At 57.1% G+C, this 13,232-nt stretch carries 11 protein-coding genes; 9 read left to right on the top strand and 2 right to left on the bottom strand.

Going from position 1 to position 13,232, the window contains the following annotated elements; all coding sequences use genetic code 11:
• Positions 1–35: 35 nt before the first annotated feature.
• The 6 genes from msbA (at position 36) to murB (ending at position 5,435) form a co-directional block, all read left to right on the top strand.
• Entirely contained in the window at positions 36–1,772 is a 1,737-nt protein-coding gene (gene msbA / locus K7H09_RS04680) for a lipid A export permease/ATP-binding protein MsbA (protein ID WP_041158063.1), read from the top strand.
• Positions 1,773–1,796: 24 nt separating this feature from the next.
• Positions 1,797–2,825, top strand: a complete 1,029-nt coding sequence (gene lpxK / locus K7H09_RS04675; RefSeq protein WP_009286404.1) for a tetraacyldisaccharide 4'-kinase — start codon at positions 1,797–1,799, stop codon at positions 2,823–2,825.
• A gap of 13 nt (positions 2,826–2,838) precedes the next feature.
• A complete protein-coding gene (locus tag K7H09_RS04670) occupies positions 2,839–3,072 on the top strand; it encodes a Trm112 family protein (protein WP_022523886.1) in 234 nt (77 codons plus the stop codon).
• Positions 3,072–3,860: a 3-deoxy-manno-octulosonate cytidylyltransferase gene (gene kdsB, locus K7H09_RS04665; protein WP_009286405.1), complete on the top strand. Its 789-nt coding sequence runs from the start codon at positions 3,072–3,074 to the stop codon at positions 3,858–3,860. Before K7H09_RS04670 ends, kdsB begins: the two co-directional genes overlap by 1 nt.
• A gap of 74 nt (positions 3,861–3,934) precedes the next feature.
• A complete protein-coding gene (locus K7H09_RS04660; RefSeq protein ID WP_041158064.1) occupies positions 3,935–4,399 on the top strand; it encodes a low molecular weight protein-tyrosine-phosphatase in 465 nt (154 codons plus the stop codon).
• A gap of 25 nt (positions 4,400–4,424) precedes the next feature.
• Positions 4,425–5,435: a UDP-N-acetylmuramate dehydrogenase gene (gene murB / locus K7H09_RS04655; protein WP_230804055.1), complete on the top strand. Its 1,011-nt coding sequence runs from the start codon at positions 4,425–4,427 to the stop codon at positions 5,433–5,435.
• 90 nt (positions 5,436–5,525) lie between these two features.
• Here the strand turns inward: murB and rne are convergent, their stop codons facing one another.
• The gene (gene rne / locus K7H09_RS04650) at positions 5,526–8,996 is read right to left on the bottom strand and encodes a ribonuclease E (RefSeq protein ID WP_230803788.1); all 3,471 of its coding nucleotides are present in this window, start codon (positions 8,994–8,996) and stop codon (positions 5,526–5,528) included.
• A gap of 707 nt (positions 8,997–9,703) precedes the next feature.
• On the opposite strand from rne, the gene K7H09_RS04645 reads away from it, so the two are divergent.
• The 3 genes from K7H09_RS04645 to sppA are packed head-to-tail and all read left to right on the top strand — an operon-like array spanning position 9,704 to position 12,459.
• On the top strand, positions 9,704–10,645 hold the full coding sequence (locus K7H09_RS04645; protein WP_009286408.1) for an RluA family pseudouridine synthase: 942 nt from the start codon (positions 9,704–9,706) through the stop codon (positions 10,643–10,645).
• Between the two features lie 38 nt (positions 10,646–10,683).
• The gene (locus K7H09_RS04640; protein ID WP_230803785.1) at positions 10,684–11,328 is read left to right on the top strand and encodes an HAD family hydrolase; all 645 of its coding nucleotides are present in this window, start codon (positions 10,684–10,686) and stop codon (positions 11,326–11,328) included.
• A 9-nt stretch (positions 11,329–11,337) separates the two neighbouring features.
• Positions 11,338–12,459 carry a signal peptide peptidase SppA gene (gene sppA, locus K7H09_RS04635; protein WP_230803781.1) on the top strand — a complete coding sequence of 374 codons (1,122 nt, stop codon included), beginning with the start codon at positions 11,338–11,340 and terminating at the stop codon, positions 12,457–12,459.
• Positions 12,460–12,481: 22 nt separating this feature from the next.
• On the opposite strand, the gene K7H09_RS04630 is transcribed toward sppA, so the two are convergent.
• Positions 12,482–13,123: a Maf family protein gene (locus K7H09_RS04630; RefSeq protein ID WP_230804053.1), complete on the bottom strand. Its 642-nt coding sequence runs from the start codon at positions 13,121–13,123 to the stop codon at positions 12,482–12,484.
• Positions 13,124–13,232 lie beyond the last annotated feature (109 nt).

The raw sequence follows: 13,232 nt of genomic DNA, 5'->3' as shown, positions 1-13,232 counted from the left end.
AATTCTCCGATTGCACACTATGGCCAGGAGCGCGTGTGACTGATTCAGGTTGGGGTATTTATAAGCGGTTGTTGGGCTATGTGAAGCCGCATTGGCGAGCTTTTGCGCTAGCGATAGTGGGCTTTGTGGTTTACGCCGCGTCGAGTACCGCGCTGGCGGAAATGATGAAGCGATTAATTGATGGCATTCAAAACCCAGATGCGGCGTTTCGGTTCTTTCTACCGCTGTTTGTAATTATTATGTTTTCCGCCCGGGGGTTAGGTACTTTTTTAAGCACCTACTTCATGGCCTATGTGGGCCGCTACGTGATTCATACCCTGCGTTGCGACGTGTTTGCCCATCTACTCCATCTGCCGGGCTGGTTTTTTGACCATCACTCCAGCGGTCAACTGGTATCACGGGTGACCTACCACGTTGAGCAAGTCGCGGGGGCGGCCACCAAAGCGGTGACGATTATTCTTCGGGAAGGCCTGTTCGTCGTCGGCTTGGTGCTCTATCTACTCTGGACTAACTGGATGCTAACGCTGCTGTTTTTGGGCGTGACGCCGATCATTGCCGTGGTGGTAAGCTACGTCAGCAAGCGCTTTAGACGCATTTCAAAACGCATTCAGCACTCCATGGGCGATGTCACCCATATTGCCTCGGAAGCGCTGTCGGGCTATCGGGTAGTGCGCACCCACGGCGCAGAGCCGTATGAAAAGCAGCGCTTTGAGCGGGTCAGTGAAGAGAATCGCCGCCAAAGTATGAAAGAAGCCATGACCCGTGCGGTCAGTTCCCCTGTGATTCTGATGTTGGTGGCCATCTCCATGGCGCTACTGGTCTGGCTGGCCATGGCACCCTCGCTGATGGAGAACATGACGCCTGGTGAGTTTGTGGCCTTTATTACCGCGGCTGCCCTGATGATCAAGCCGGTACGTCAACTGACCGAGATTAACGGTGAAATTCAGAAAGGCCTGGCGGCCGCGTCAGAGCTTTTCGGATTGCTGGATATGACCCCTGAAGAGGATAGTGGCAAACATATTGCCAGCCGTTTAAACGGCGATGTCGTGATCGATCATGTTAGCTTCCGCTATGCCGACGACCAGCCCGAAGTCCTGCACGATATTAATCTACGCATAGCACCGGGCGAACTGGTGGCGATAGTCGGGCGTTCGGGGAGCGGCAAGTCCACTCTGGTCAGCTTGCTGCCGCGTTTTTACTGCCCCACTCAAGGCAGTATTACTATCGATGGCATTAATGTTGATGAATACGCGCTTGGCCCACTGCGCCAGCAGATTGCTCTGGTGTCGCAGCAGGTGACGCTATTTAACGCCTCGATTGCCGATAATATTGCTTACGGGGTGGCCAATCCTGATCCCCAGGCTGTTCAGGCTGCGGCTGAAGCCGCCTATGCCCATGAGTTTATCGATAAGCTTCCCAATGGTTATGCCACCACCGTGGGTGAAAATGGCGTGATGCTCTCGGGCGGCCAACGCCAGCGGCTGGCGATTGCCCGGGCGATCTTCAAGGACGCGCCGCTACTGGTGCTGGATGAGGCCACTTCTGCGTTGGATACAGAATCCGAGCGCTATATTCAAAAAGCCCTTGAGCGAGTCTGTGAAGGGCGCACCACGCTGGTCATCGCCCACCGCCTCTCTACCATAGAGCGGGCTGACCGGATTGTGGTGATGGATCAGGGGCGCATTATCGAAGAGGGGTCGCATCAGTCGCTGCTTGATGCCGATGGCGCCTACGCGGCGCTGCATCAACTGCAGTTTCAAGAAGCGCCATGAGGCTATCGATATGAGCCTATCGTTATGAGCTTTGCCAAGAGAACGCTGGCGGAGCGCTGGCTGCAAGGCGCTTACCAGGGCAGCCGCTGGCTATCGCCGTTGAGGCCTTTAGGGGCGCTTTATCAGTGGGCCATGGCGCGGCGGGAGCGGGAATACTCTAGCGGCCAAAAAGCTACTTGGAAGGCGCCGGTGCCGGTTATCGTGGTAGGCAATATCACCTTGGGGGGGACGGGTAAATCGCCGCTGGTGGCGTGGCTAGCTGGCTGGCTGGTGGCCCAAGGCTGGTCGCCAGGTATCGTTAGCCGCGGCTATGGCGGAAATGCGCCCAGTTACCCGCTGCTGGTCACCGCTGACACGAACGTTGTCGAAAGCGGTGATGAGCCGCTGATGCTGGCACAGCAGACGGGACTGCCAGTGGCCGCAGACCCCAATCGCGTGCGCGGTGTTCAGGCACTGATCGAGAAGGGCTGCGATATTATCTTGAGCGACGACGGTTTACAGCACTTGGCACTGGATCGAGATATTGAGTTGGTGGTTGTGGATGGTGACCGTGGATTGGGCAACGGGCGCTGCCTGCCCGCCGGGCCGCTGCGCGAGTCGCCCAGCCGGTTGCAGCGTGTTGACGCGGTGATCATTAACGGCGACTCACAGCCCTCTTTGTCGCTTACTCCGTCTATTATGCAGGCAGCCACTACTATGCAGCTGGCGCCGCTGCGCTGGCGCCGCCTTGATGACGGCGCACGTTTTCCGCTTGCGCCGCTGCCGTTTACGCTGCCGGTGCACGCGGTGGCAGGTATCGGGCATCCCGAGCGCTTTTTTCGTACACTCTCCGCGTTGGGTGTTGAGGGCGAGTGGCACCCGTTGGCCGACCACCAGCACTTTAGTGCGGGCGCGCTAAGCTTTGCAGATACCCGCCCAGTGATTATGACCGCTAAAGACGCCGTTAAGTGTTACGCCCTGGCCCCGCCTAACAGTTGGGTATTAGATGTGGAGGCATCCCTTCCACCCGAATTTGAGCACTGGCTGGCAGCGCGGCTGTCGGCACTTTCCTAAAGGAGATAAGCGCATGGATAAGGAACTGCTGGCAATGCTGGTCTGCCCGTTGTGTAACGGTAAGCTGAAGTATGATCGCGATGCTCAAGAGCTGCGCTGCCACTACGATGGCCTTGCCTATCCGATCAAAGAGGGGATTCCGGTGATGTTGCCGGAAGAGGCTCGCGTGATGGATGCTGATGAAAAGCTGCCTACTTCTCCAGGACGCTCTCCAGGACGTTCCCAAGAGCGTTTAGGAGACGCTTAATGGCTGTCTTTGATGACATGGTTGATTTCAAGGTGCCTGATTTTACCGTCGTCGTACCTGCTCGCTACGGCTCTACCCGGCTGCCCGGCAAGCCACTGCTTGATATTGCCGGGGAACCGATGGTCGCTCACGTATGGCGCCGTGCTTGCCAAAGCCACGCCAGCCGAGTGGTCGTGGCAACAGACGATAGCCGTATTCGTGATGCCATGCTGCCCTACGGCGCCGAAGTGATCATGACCCGCGACGATCACCCCTCGGGCACCGACCGATTAGCCGAGGTGGCTGGTATATTGGCATTGACGGATGATGCGCTGCTGGTGAATGTGCAGGGCGATGAGCCGCTGATTCCTCCCGCGCTGATCGACCAGGTGGCTCTGCGCCTAGCCGACGATCCCGGAGCGTCGATAGCCACGCTGGCGGAGCCTATCAATGACGTGGACACGCTGTTTAATCCCAACGTGGTCAAGGTGGTGCGAACGCTACAAGGCCGCGCGCTGTATTTCTCACGGGCCCCTATCCCCTGGGATCGTGAGCAGTTCAAAGCGCCACCGACCATGCTGGCAACCGATGCCTGGCTGCGCCATATCGGTCTCTATGCGTATCGTGCCGGTTTTCTAGCTGCCTACCGAGACTGGCCAGCCTCAAGCCTCGAACAGCTTGAACAGCTTGAGCAGTTGCGTGCGCTGCAGAATGGTCACGCTATTCAAGTGGCATTGGCCTGCGAAGTAAACCCTGCCGGTGTTGATACGGCCGAGGATCTAGCGCGGATTCGGGCGCTGCTGGCCTAGCGCGGGTTCGGGTGTTGCCGGTTTAGCGCAGGGGCGGGCGCTTGCTTGGGCAGCTCAGTTTTTAAGGAGCTATCGTGAAAGTATTATTTGTATGTTTAGGCAATATTTGCCGTTCACCGACCGCCGAAGGTGTTTTTCGTCGTGCTCTTGAGCGAGCAGGGTTGGCCGATGAGGTCGAGATAGACTCCTGCGGCATCGGCAGTTGGCATGTCGGCAAAGCGCCAGACGCCCGCGCGCAGCAGGCGGCACTACTGCGCGGTATCGATATAAGCGACCTGCATGCCCGCCAGCTAAGCGAACACGATTTTACCCAATTCGACTACGTGCTAGGCATGGATCAGGACAATTTACGCGCCATGCGCGAGCTGAAGCCTGCCAATAGCCAGGCGCATGTTGGGCTGTTTTTAGATTTTGCTGGTACCCCCGGTGCCGAAGTCCCAGACCCCTATTTTGGCGGGGATGAGGGATTTGAGAAGGCTCTGGATATGATTGAAGCTGCATCAGAAGGGCTGATTCGACACCTTAAGCGAGAGCTGTAATGGGGCTAATGGTGTGGCTGCACAGATGAATATTCTCAGCAATGTGGGTTTATCCGCCGCTAATACACTTAGGCTCCCCTGCCAAGCAGAGCGCTTCGCGTCACCAAAGACATTAACAGCACTACGCCAAACGTTAGCCGAGGCACGCCATGAAGGCTGGCCCGTCACGCTGCTCGGTGGCGGCAGCAATGTTCTGCTTCCCGAGGCACTACCAGGTTTGGTGGTGCGGCCTGATTTGCAACAGTACTGGCTTAGTCAGCGTCAAGGGCAGGTGCTTGCCCACGTAGGGGCGGGGGTTAATTGGCATACGCTGGTGATGGCGACTGCTGCACACGGCCTGTGGGGCATTGAAAACCTGGCGCTGATCCCTGGCAGTTGTGGTGCTGCGCCGGTGCAGAACATTGGCGCCTACGGCGTTGAGCTTGCCGACACGCTGCAAGCGGTGCAAGTAATGGAGCTGGCCACCGGGCGGGTGGATTGGCTAAGCGCGCAAGAGTGCGCTTTTGGTTACCGTGAGAGTATTTTTAAAGGCGAGTTGGCGAGTCGCGTGGTGATCACTCAGTTGGTATTGCAATTGTCACGCACACCAGCACCCCGGCTAGGCTATGGCGATCTCGCCGCACGCTTGGCAAGCCCTCCCACACCGCTCGCGGTAGCCGAAGCGGTATGTGATATTCGACGCGAGAAGCTGCCCGACCCACAGGTGCTGGCCAACGCGGGGAGTTTCTTCAAAAATCCGCTGGTAGCTGATGTGATGGTAGCGCAGTTGTTGCAGCAGTATCCTGCTATGCCCCATTTCCCCCAGGAAGGAGGGCAAACAAAGCTGGCGGCGGGGTGGTTAATCGACCAGTGTGGCTTGAAAGGGATGCGTGATGGTGCCTTCGGAGTACACCAGCATCAAGCGCTGGTGCTGGTGCACTTTGGCGGCGGTGATCGTCAGAGGCTAATGAAAACAGCTAGCTATATCGCGGACCAGGTCGAGGCACGCTTTGGGGTGCGTTTAGAGCCCGAGCCGCGGTTAATTAATCCCTGTTAGTTAATCTCTAGGCCCTGCCTCTAAGGTGCACATAACGCAAAAATCCCCGCCGAAGCGGGGATTTTTGTTACTGCAATACGCGCGAACGATCTATTCGGAGCGTGTGTCTTGCTGCGCCTGTTTGCGCTTCTCACGCGGGTCATTGTGGGCCCGTGTGCGACGGCGGCGGGGTTTAGGCGCTTCTTCAGTTACTGCGGCTTCAGCGGGTGCTTCACTGGTGACCGGTTGAGTGGGCTGAGCGTCTGCTTCAGTTGCAGGGGGAGCAGTCACAGGAGTTTCAGTCGCTGCTAGTTCGTCGCTGCTCTTTTCAGAGCTATTTTCAGGACTGTCTTCAGAACTAACTTCAGAACTATTCGGTTCAGCGCTACTTTCTTTAATGCTCCTTTCTTCAGCGACTCGGTCTTCAGAGTTTGTGTCTTTAACACTCTTAGGCTCAACACCTTTTTCTGCGCTGTCTTGCTTTGGCTCGCTGTTGGCAGGCTCTTCAGTTGAAGGGGCTGCGGCGACACTCTCAGAAGCGTTCTCAGAAGTACTCTCAGCAACATCTGGGTTTGCCGCTTCCTGGCGAGTTTGGGTGCTAGCTGGCGCTTCGGGCTGATGCTCGTCGCTGCTTTGATCCGTACCCGCAATATTGAAAGGTGCCGGGGAGGCCGCCTCTTCAATAGTTGCGGCTGGATCAACGGCGTTGGTCGCAGGCGGTTCGACGGCTTCAGGCGTTGCCTGTTCGCTAGCACTGGGCTGCTGACTATCGTCGGTTTTCCCACTTTCAGCTGGCTCTGCGTTCGCCTTGGCTGTTGCTGAGGTCACCTCAGATGGTGCTGACGGCTCTTCGCTGGCTGTAGCCTCCGGTTCGCTTGGCTTGGCAGCGGCCTCATCCTGCTCAACGGTGCTGGCAGTTGACGTTTGCTCCGCCGGTGAAGTCGCTTTAGGCTGGCGGCGCTGGTGCGTCGACTTGCGCGCTTTAGCGTTTTCTGCCACGGGCCGGTCGGCGGTCGTCGCGTCGTCCGCTTGCTCGGCGTTGGATTCAGGCGCATCGGTTGCTGCCGTTGCTGGCTGAGCGGTAACGTCCGAGTCCGATCCTAGTGCAATCGTTGTGTCATTTGTCGCTGCTTTAACCACCTGTGCCTGTTCTTCTGCCGCAGGGTCTTCGGCCGGCTCTGGTGTTACTGCTGACGCTTCATTCTGAGCCTCGGCCTGCAGTTTTAACTGCTCAGCTTCTGCCTGGGGGTTGATCGCCTGGGTGCGCGTGCGGTTACGTGGGTTGTTACGCGTACGCTTCGGCTTGCCGTCATCCTGCTTGGCCTCTAAGTTCTTGGACTCTGGGCTCTTGGCCGTTGCATCGCGCTGGCTGTCGCGGTTTTTGTCACCACCATCACGACGCGACTCTTTCTGCGCTGCACTTTTGCCGCTGGTGCTCTCTTTAGAGCCCTCTTTCGTGGAGCTGTCTTTGCTAGGGCTGTCTTTGGAAGAGCTATCAGCCTGGTTCTCTTTACGAGGCGCTTTGGCTGACTCTTGACCGTTAGCATCGTCCTGCTGGGGGTGGCGACGGCGGTTGCGGGTACGGCTGGGGCCGCTCCGCTTATCGCTATTGTCGTCACTGGCAGGACGCGGTGTGCTGCTGCGCTGCTCGGCTTTTTGTTCAGCTTTTGGCTCAGGGCGGGCGCTATTATCGCTGCGCGACTCGTTACGGCTGGCGTTGTCGCCACGCGACGATTTTTGCCGCGACTCGCTGCTGCGCTGATTGGTTTTGCGCTCGCTTGGCTTGCGCGGAGCCGGTGTTTCAACCTTGGGCTCTGGCGTGGCTTCGGTATTGCTTTCGTCGCTACCGAGCAGTTTGGCGAAGCCGCGGATAAAGCGCCCAATAACGCTGGGTTGCTCGCTGGTCACCGGTGCTGCTTTGGCTGCTGGAGCTGCAGCGGGCGCCTTCTCTTCCGTTTGCAGCGATGCCGGGGCGGGAGCGTTGTGGGTGACACTCTTGACGGCGGCTTCGGCGCGTTGAGCGGGCGGCACGAAGCTGGGTGTCGGCTCTTTGCCTACTTCGGTGTCGGTGGAGAGCTCAAAGCTCGATAGGCTTTGAGTGTCATCCTCGTCCAGGTGGTCATCACGCAGCCGCTGCACGTCGTAGTGGGGCGTATCCATATCAGGATTGGGCAGCAGTACCACGCGAACATTCTGGCGAGACTCAAGATCTGCCAACACGCTGCGTTTTTCATTGAGCAGGTAAGTCGCCACGGGTACCGGTAGAATGGCGCGAATCTGCGCGCTATTCTCTTTCATCGCCTCTTCTTCAATCAGGCGCATGATAGAGAGGGAGAGCGAGCGAACATCGCGAATGGTGCCCTGACCATTACAGCGCGGGCAGACCACGCCACTGGTTTCTCCCAGCGAGGGACGCAGGCGCTGGCGGGACATTTCCATCAGGCCAAAGCGTGAAATACGCCCAATCTGTACCCGTGCGCGATCCAGCTTGAGGGCATCGCGCATGCGGTTTTCAACTTCACGCTGGTTGCGTGCAGGCCCCATGTCGATAAAGTCAATAACCACCAAACCGCCGATATCACGCAGGCGCAGCTGGCGGGCGATTTCATCGGCGGCTTCAGAGTTGGTCTGTAGGGCGGTCTCTTCGATATCGCTGCCGCGGGTGGCGCGTGCGGAGTTGATATCGATGGAGACTAGCGCTTCGGTGTGATCGATCACAATCGAGCCGCCAGAAGGCAGCTTCACTTCGCGCTGATAGGCGGTTTCGATTTGTGATTCGATCTGGAAGCGCGAGAATAGCGGTACTTCGTCTGCGTAGAGCTTGATCTTCTGCTGGTACGAGGGCATTACCTGGCGAATAAAGCTCAGCGCTTCGGCGTGAATCTCGGGGCTGTCGATCAATACTTCGCCGATGTCCTGGCGTAGGTAGTCGCGCATGGCGCGAATGATGACGTTGGATTCACGGTAGATCAGGAACGGGGCAGGGCGCTTGGCAGCTTCAGTGGTGATCGATTCCCACACCTGAACCAAGTAGTCCAAGTCCCACTGGAGCTCTTCCGGATTGCGACCAATGCCTGCAGTGCGCACGATCAGGCCCATTTTATCCGGCACGGTCAACTGACCCATGGCGTCTTTGAGCTGACTGCGCTCGTCGCCTTCGATACGGCGAGAAATGCCACCTGCACGCGGGTTATTGGGCATCAATACCAAAAAGCGACCAGCCAGGCTGACAAAGGTGGTTAGCGCGGCACCTTTATTGCCACGCTCCTCTTTATCGACCTGGACGATGACCTCTTGACCCTCTTTAAGCACTTCTTTAATGCTCGGACGTCCGGAAACGTCTTTGACAAAGTACTCGCGAGAGATCTCCTTGAGGGGCAAAAAGCCGTGACGGTCGGCGCCGTAGTCAACGAAGGCAGCTTCCAGGGAGGGCTCTACGCGGGTGATTTTACCGCGATAGATATTGGCTTTTTTCTGTTCTCTTGCGCCGGATTCGATATCTAAATCGTATAGGCGTTGTCCATCAACTAAAGCGACACGCAGCTCTTCGGGCTGGGTCGCATTGATAAGCATCCGTTTCATAGTGTCTCGCATAGCGTTGCGTGCCGGCGAACTGCCTATTGGGTGACGTAGGCGAATCGCTGGGTGCTGCGTGCTTGTGCTCGGCGCATTGCAATGCTGACGCGTCAAGCCGGGAAGGCATCATCGCCAACCCGGCCGATAGGGCGTTGAGTACGTGGCGGAGGCAGGACGTGTTCCGGTGGCTGTCACGTCCATCCGGCCCTGCTGACACCGCCAACACCTGGCATTCATCGATTCACCAACGCCGGCCACCGGCACAGCGTTGAACTTTTCGCCCGGAGTCAGTCATCGCCTTGTGACGAATAAGGCGGAGCTGCTCAGGACGTGGCGTTGTTTCGTTGCTGCCTGCCGTTGAGGGCAAGGCTTATTTTCCTCTGCCGGCATAAAAAACGGGCGGCAGAGTTACTGCATTTTTAAGATCAGTTTTAATACTGGAAAACGGGCAATGCGTACACTGGTGCCGTTTTTGCGTTCAGGCCTGCGTGTTAGTCGGGCAGGCGCATTAACCAAGCTCAGCGGTGATGCTCTCTGCTAACAAATTTAATCAATTAGCTATCGAGCAGCTAGTCACTAGCGCTAGACAAGACAGCTTTCTGCGCTTAGCTGGTGAACGATTTCGAATATAACAGTAAAGACTACGACCAGCAATTGACGCAATGCCCTTGGGTCTACGCTAGAATGCCGTTTTTAAGCAGGAGTAAGTAGTAATGTCCGAAGGGCGTGAAGTGCAGTGGGTGGATATCGCCCCGGAGCAAGCAGGGCAGCGAATTGATAATTTTCTCATGACGCGGCTTAAAGGGGCGCCTCGCGCGCTTATTTATCGCATCGTACGTAAAGGCGAGGTGCGCGTTAATAAAAAACGCGTGAAGGTGGATTACCGTTTGCAAGCGGGGGATTTAGTACGCGTTCCGCCGCTGCGTTTGGCGCCTCGCGAAGCGGTGAAGGAAGTCAGTGATAATTTGCGCGACCTCCTGGTAGGCAGCGTTATTATGGAAGGCCCCGATTGGATGGTGCTTAATAAACCTTCTGGTTTGGCAGTGCATGGCGGCAGCGGGGTTAAAATTGGTTTAATAGAAGCGCTGCGTCAAGTGCGCGATGATCTGAGCTTTCTGGAACTGGTTCACCGCTTGGATCGCGATACGTCTGGCTGTTTGCTGCTGGCCAAGTCGCGCGATGCGCTGGTGACGCTGAACGAGTCGCTGAAAAAGCACGGTATGGATAAGCGTTATCTGGCCCTGGTCAGTGGGCGCTGGCCAGCGCGGAAAACCTATGAGAGTGCTCGGTTAGACCGCTTTGATGCCGGTAACGGCGAGCGGAGGGTAAGGGTAGATCCCAACGGGAAAGTGTCGCGCACCCATTTTTCGGTGGTTGAAACCTTCGAAAAAGTAACCCTTATAGAGGCTGAGCCGGTCACGGGCCGTACCCACCAGATTCGCGTACATGCCGCCCACGCAGGCCATGCGTTATTAGGTGACGATAAGTATGCTACCCGTGAAAGTGGTCTGCTCACCAAGCAGTTAGGGCTGGGACGTCTGTTCCTTCATGCGCGAGCGCTGACCTTTCCTGAGCCCACTAACGGCCGCCCGGTTACCGTCAAAGCGCCGCTGCCAGAAGCTCTGGAAGAAGCGCTCAAACGCGCCCGTCAATAACTTCTTTTTCACCGCGTTGCCTTTTACAGGGAGCTGCCATGCAGTACGAGCTAATTATATTTGATTGGGACGGCACCTTGATGGACTCAGTGCCGCGGATTGTGTCGTGTATGCAGGCGGCTGCTTTGGAGGCCGAGTGGGGGTCGCTTTCAGCTGCGGAGGTTGAAGATATTATTGGCCTGGGGCTGCCCGAAGCAATTGCCAAGCTCTGCCCAGGTATATTGCCTGCTCAGGCCGAGCGGCTTCGCGAGCGTTACGCGCACCATTTTGTGCAGGCTGATACCACGCCAATGGCGTTTTTTAGCGGTGTCGAAGCGCATATCGCCCGTTTGCGTGGGCATGAGCAACAGCGTTTAGCAGTAGCAACAGGTAAAAGCCGTCGCGGGCTTGACCGTATTTTTACTGAGACCGGCAGCGGCGCGTGGTTTCATGCCAGCCGTACCGCGGATGAAACCCGCTCTAAACCGCACCCGCAGATGCTTTCAGAGTTACTGGCTGAGCTTGCGGTGCCGGTCGAGCGGGCGGTGATGGTCGGCGATACTGAGTATGATATGGAAATGGCTAGGGCGATGGGCATGGATCGGGTGGGGGTAAGCTATGGGGTGCATGCGCCTGAGCGCCTGGCAATGAGCGAACCCAAGTGGATTGCCCATAGCGTAGACGAGCTTTTTGATCGGTTATAAGGACATTTTATGAGTGACGATCCAACCCGCCAAGAGGGTGCACAAGAGGGTCATGATGGCCCGGTTAATAGCGACCAGCCCAACGAGTTCAAGGAAGATCCTTGGACTGAAGGGGCCGAGGTTCCGCCTGGTAAGGGGGCTAAGCAGCCCCCTGGGGCGCCAGGTGATGATGCCGAAACCCTGCGCGAACGCCAGCGATTAGCGCAGCTGGAAATGATGGATCACTGGATAGGCGGCGTCTTGACCGAGCAACGGCGTACCCGCCGCTGGAAGCTGTTTTTCCGGCTGATGTTTCTCGCTGTTGTGCTGGTGGCGCTGTCTGCCGCGCTTTATAGCCTGTTCTGGGATTCGCCGAGTGTCGCAACGCCCGCCCAGCGCCACTTGGGCATTGTTGAGGTTAATGGAGTAATCGCCAGCGATTCGCCAGCCAATGCGGAGCGCATCATCCAAGGGTTAAACCGAGCCTGGGATGCCGAAAGCGCTGCAGCCGTGGTGCTGCACATTAATAGTCCCGGTGGTAGCCCTGTTCAGTCTCAGCGTATCTATGCGGAAATCATGCGCCTGCGCGAGCAGGGTGATAAACCGATTATCGCGGTGATTGAGGATATCGGTGCCAGCGGCGCTTATTACATAGCTGCAGCGGCAGATGAGATTATTGCGTCGCCAGTGAGCTTAGTGGGCTCGATTGGTGTGATTTACGCTGGTTTTGGCTTTGAGGAGGCGATAGAGCGCATTGGCGTGGAGCGCCGCGTGCTTACGGCAGGAGAGAATAAGGCCTTCTTAGATCCATTCCAGCCGCTGGACGATGATGCAGAGACGTTTTGGCAAGGTGTGCTGAGCCAAACCCATCGCCAATTTATCGATGACGTCCGCGCAGGTCGCGGCGAACGGCTCAGTGATAGCTCGGACATTTTCTCAGGCCTGATATGGAGTGGCGAGCAGAGCATCGAGCTAGGGTTGGTCGATCAGTTGGGTAGTCTCGAACAGCTGTCTCGCGATCAAGTAGGTAACATCGACTGGGTGGACTATACGCCGAGTCTTGATCCATTTGAGCGCTTTACTCGGCGTTTTACCGAGGTTGCCGCTGAAGTGCTAGGCATTAAGGCGCCTAACACCCCGCTTCGTTTCTGATCGCCAATTTACGTCCTGGGCCCTAGGGCGCGCCAAGCGGATCCAGGCCCGCTTGGCGCAACATATCGCAGAGCGCGATCAGCGGTAGCCCGATCAGCGCGTTGGGGTCGCGGCCTTCCAGTTTTTCAAACAGCGCAATGCCCAGGCCTTCCATACGAAAGCTGCCCGCGCTATCTAGGGGCTGCTCTTTGGCCACATAGTTTTCGATCTCTTGCGTGCTAAGAGTGCGAAACACGACCTCGAAGGGCTCGACATGGACTTGATGGCGCTGGTGGCGAGTATCCAGTAGCGCTAAACCGGTCAGGAAGGTGACGCGCTGGCCAGAAAAGCGGGCAAGGTTAGCGCAGGCCTTTTCTGTGGTATGTGGTTTGCCAAGAATATCGCCTTCAAATACCGCTACCTGGTCGGAGCCTATAATACAGTGGTGGGGGAAGTGAGCCGACACGGCGTTGGCTTTGCTAAGCGCTAGGCGATGTACCAGTGCGTGTGGTGTTTCGCCATCATGCGGCGTTTCATCAATATCCGGTGAATGGCACCGGTAGGGGAGTTGTAGGCGATCCAGCAGCTCACGCCGCCAGCGTGAGCTTGAGGCAAGCACTAGCTCTGTATTTTCTGTACTTAAGGACTGCGCAGTTGATGACTGAGTGCTTGATGGCTCGGTCATGGCGGGTGAGGTCACAGTATAACTCCTGGCTAATGTGGTTGCGCTAGTGGGACGGCAAAGCAGTAGAGTGTAGCGAAAGCTGCGAATTGTGCCCATGTCGGCTGTTTAT

This window comes from Halomonas sp. IOP_14, from assembly GCF_021021315.1.
Classification (GTDB): domain Bacteria; phylum Pseudomonadota; class Gammaproteobacteria; order Pseudomonadales; family Halomonadaceae; genus Vreelandella; species Vreelandella titanicae.
This window is presented reverse-complemented; position numbering and strand designations above follow the sequence as displayed.

Coding starts and splice junctions, on each gene's coding strand:
- lpxK (WP_009286404.1), top strand. CDS start 1,797: ATGAGCTTTGCCAAGAGAACGCTGGCGGAGCGCTGGCTGCAAGGCGCT.
- K7H09_RS04645 (WP_009286408.1), top strand. CDS start 9,704: ATGTCCGAAGGGCGTGAAGTGCAGTGGGTGGATATCGCCCCGGAGCAA.
- rne (WP_230803788.1), bottom strand. CDS start 8,996: ATGAAACGGATGCTTATCAATGCGACCCAGCCCGAAGAGCTGCGTGTC.
- K7H09_RS04640 (WP_230803785.1), top strand. CDS start 10,684: ATGCAGTACGAGCTAATTATATTTGATTGGGACGGCACCTTGATGGAC.
- K7H09_RS04630 (WP_230804053.1), bottom strand. CDS start 13,123: ATGACCGAGCCATCAAGCACTCAGTCATCAACTGCGCAGTCCTTAAGT.
- K7H09_RS04670 (WP_022523886.1), top strand. CDS start 2,839: ATGGATAAGGAACTGCTGGCAATGCTGGTCTGCCCGTTGTGTAACGGT.
- murB (WP_230804055.1), top strand. CDS start 4,425: ATGAATATTCTCAGCAATGTGGGTTTATCCGCCGCTAATACACTTAGG.
- sppA (WP_230803781.1), top strand. CDS start 11,338: ATGAGTGACGATCCAACCCGCCAAGAGGGTGCACAAGAGGGTCATGAT.
- kdsB (WP_009286405.1), top strand. CDS start 3,072: ATGGCTGTCTTTGATGACATGGTTGATTTCAAGGTGCCTGATTTTACC.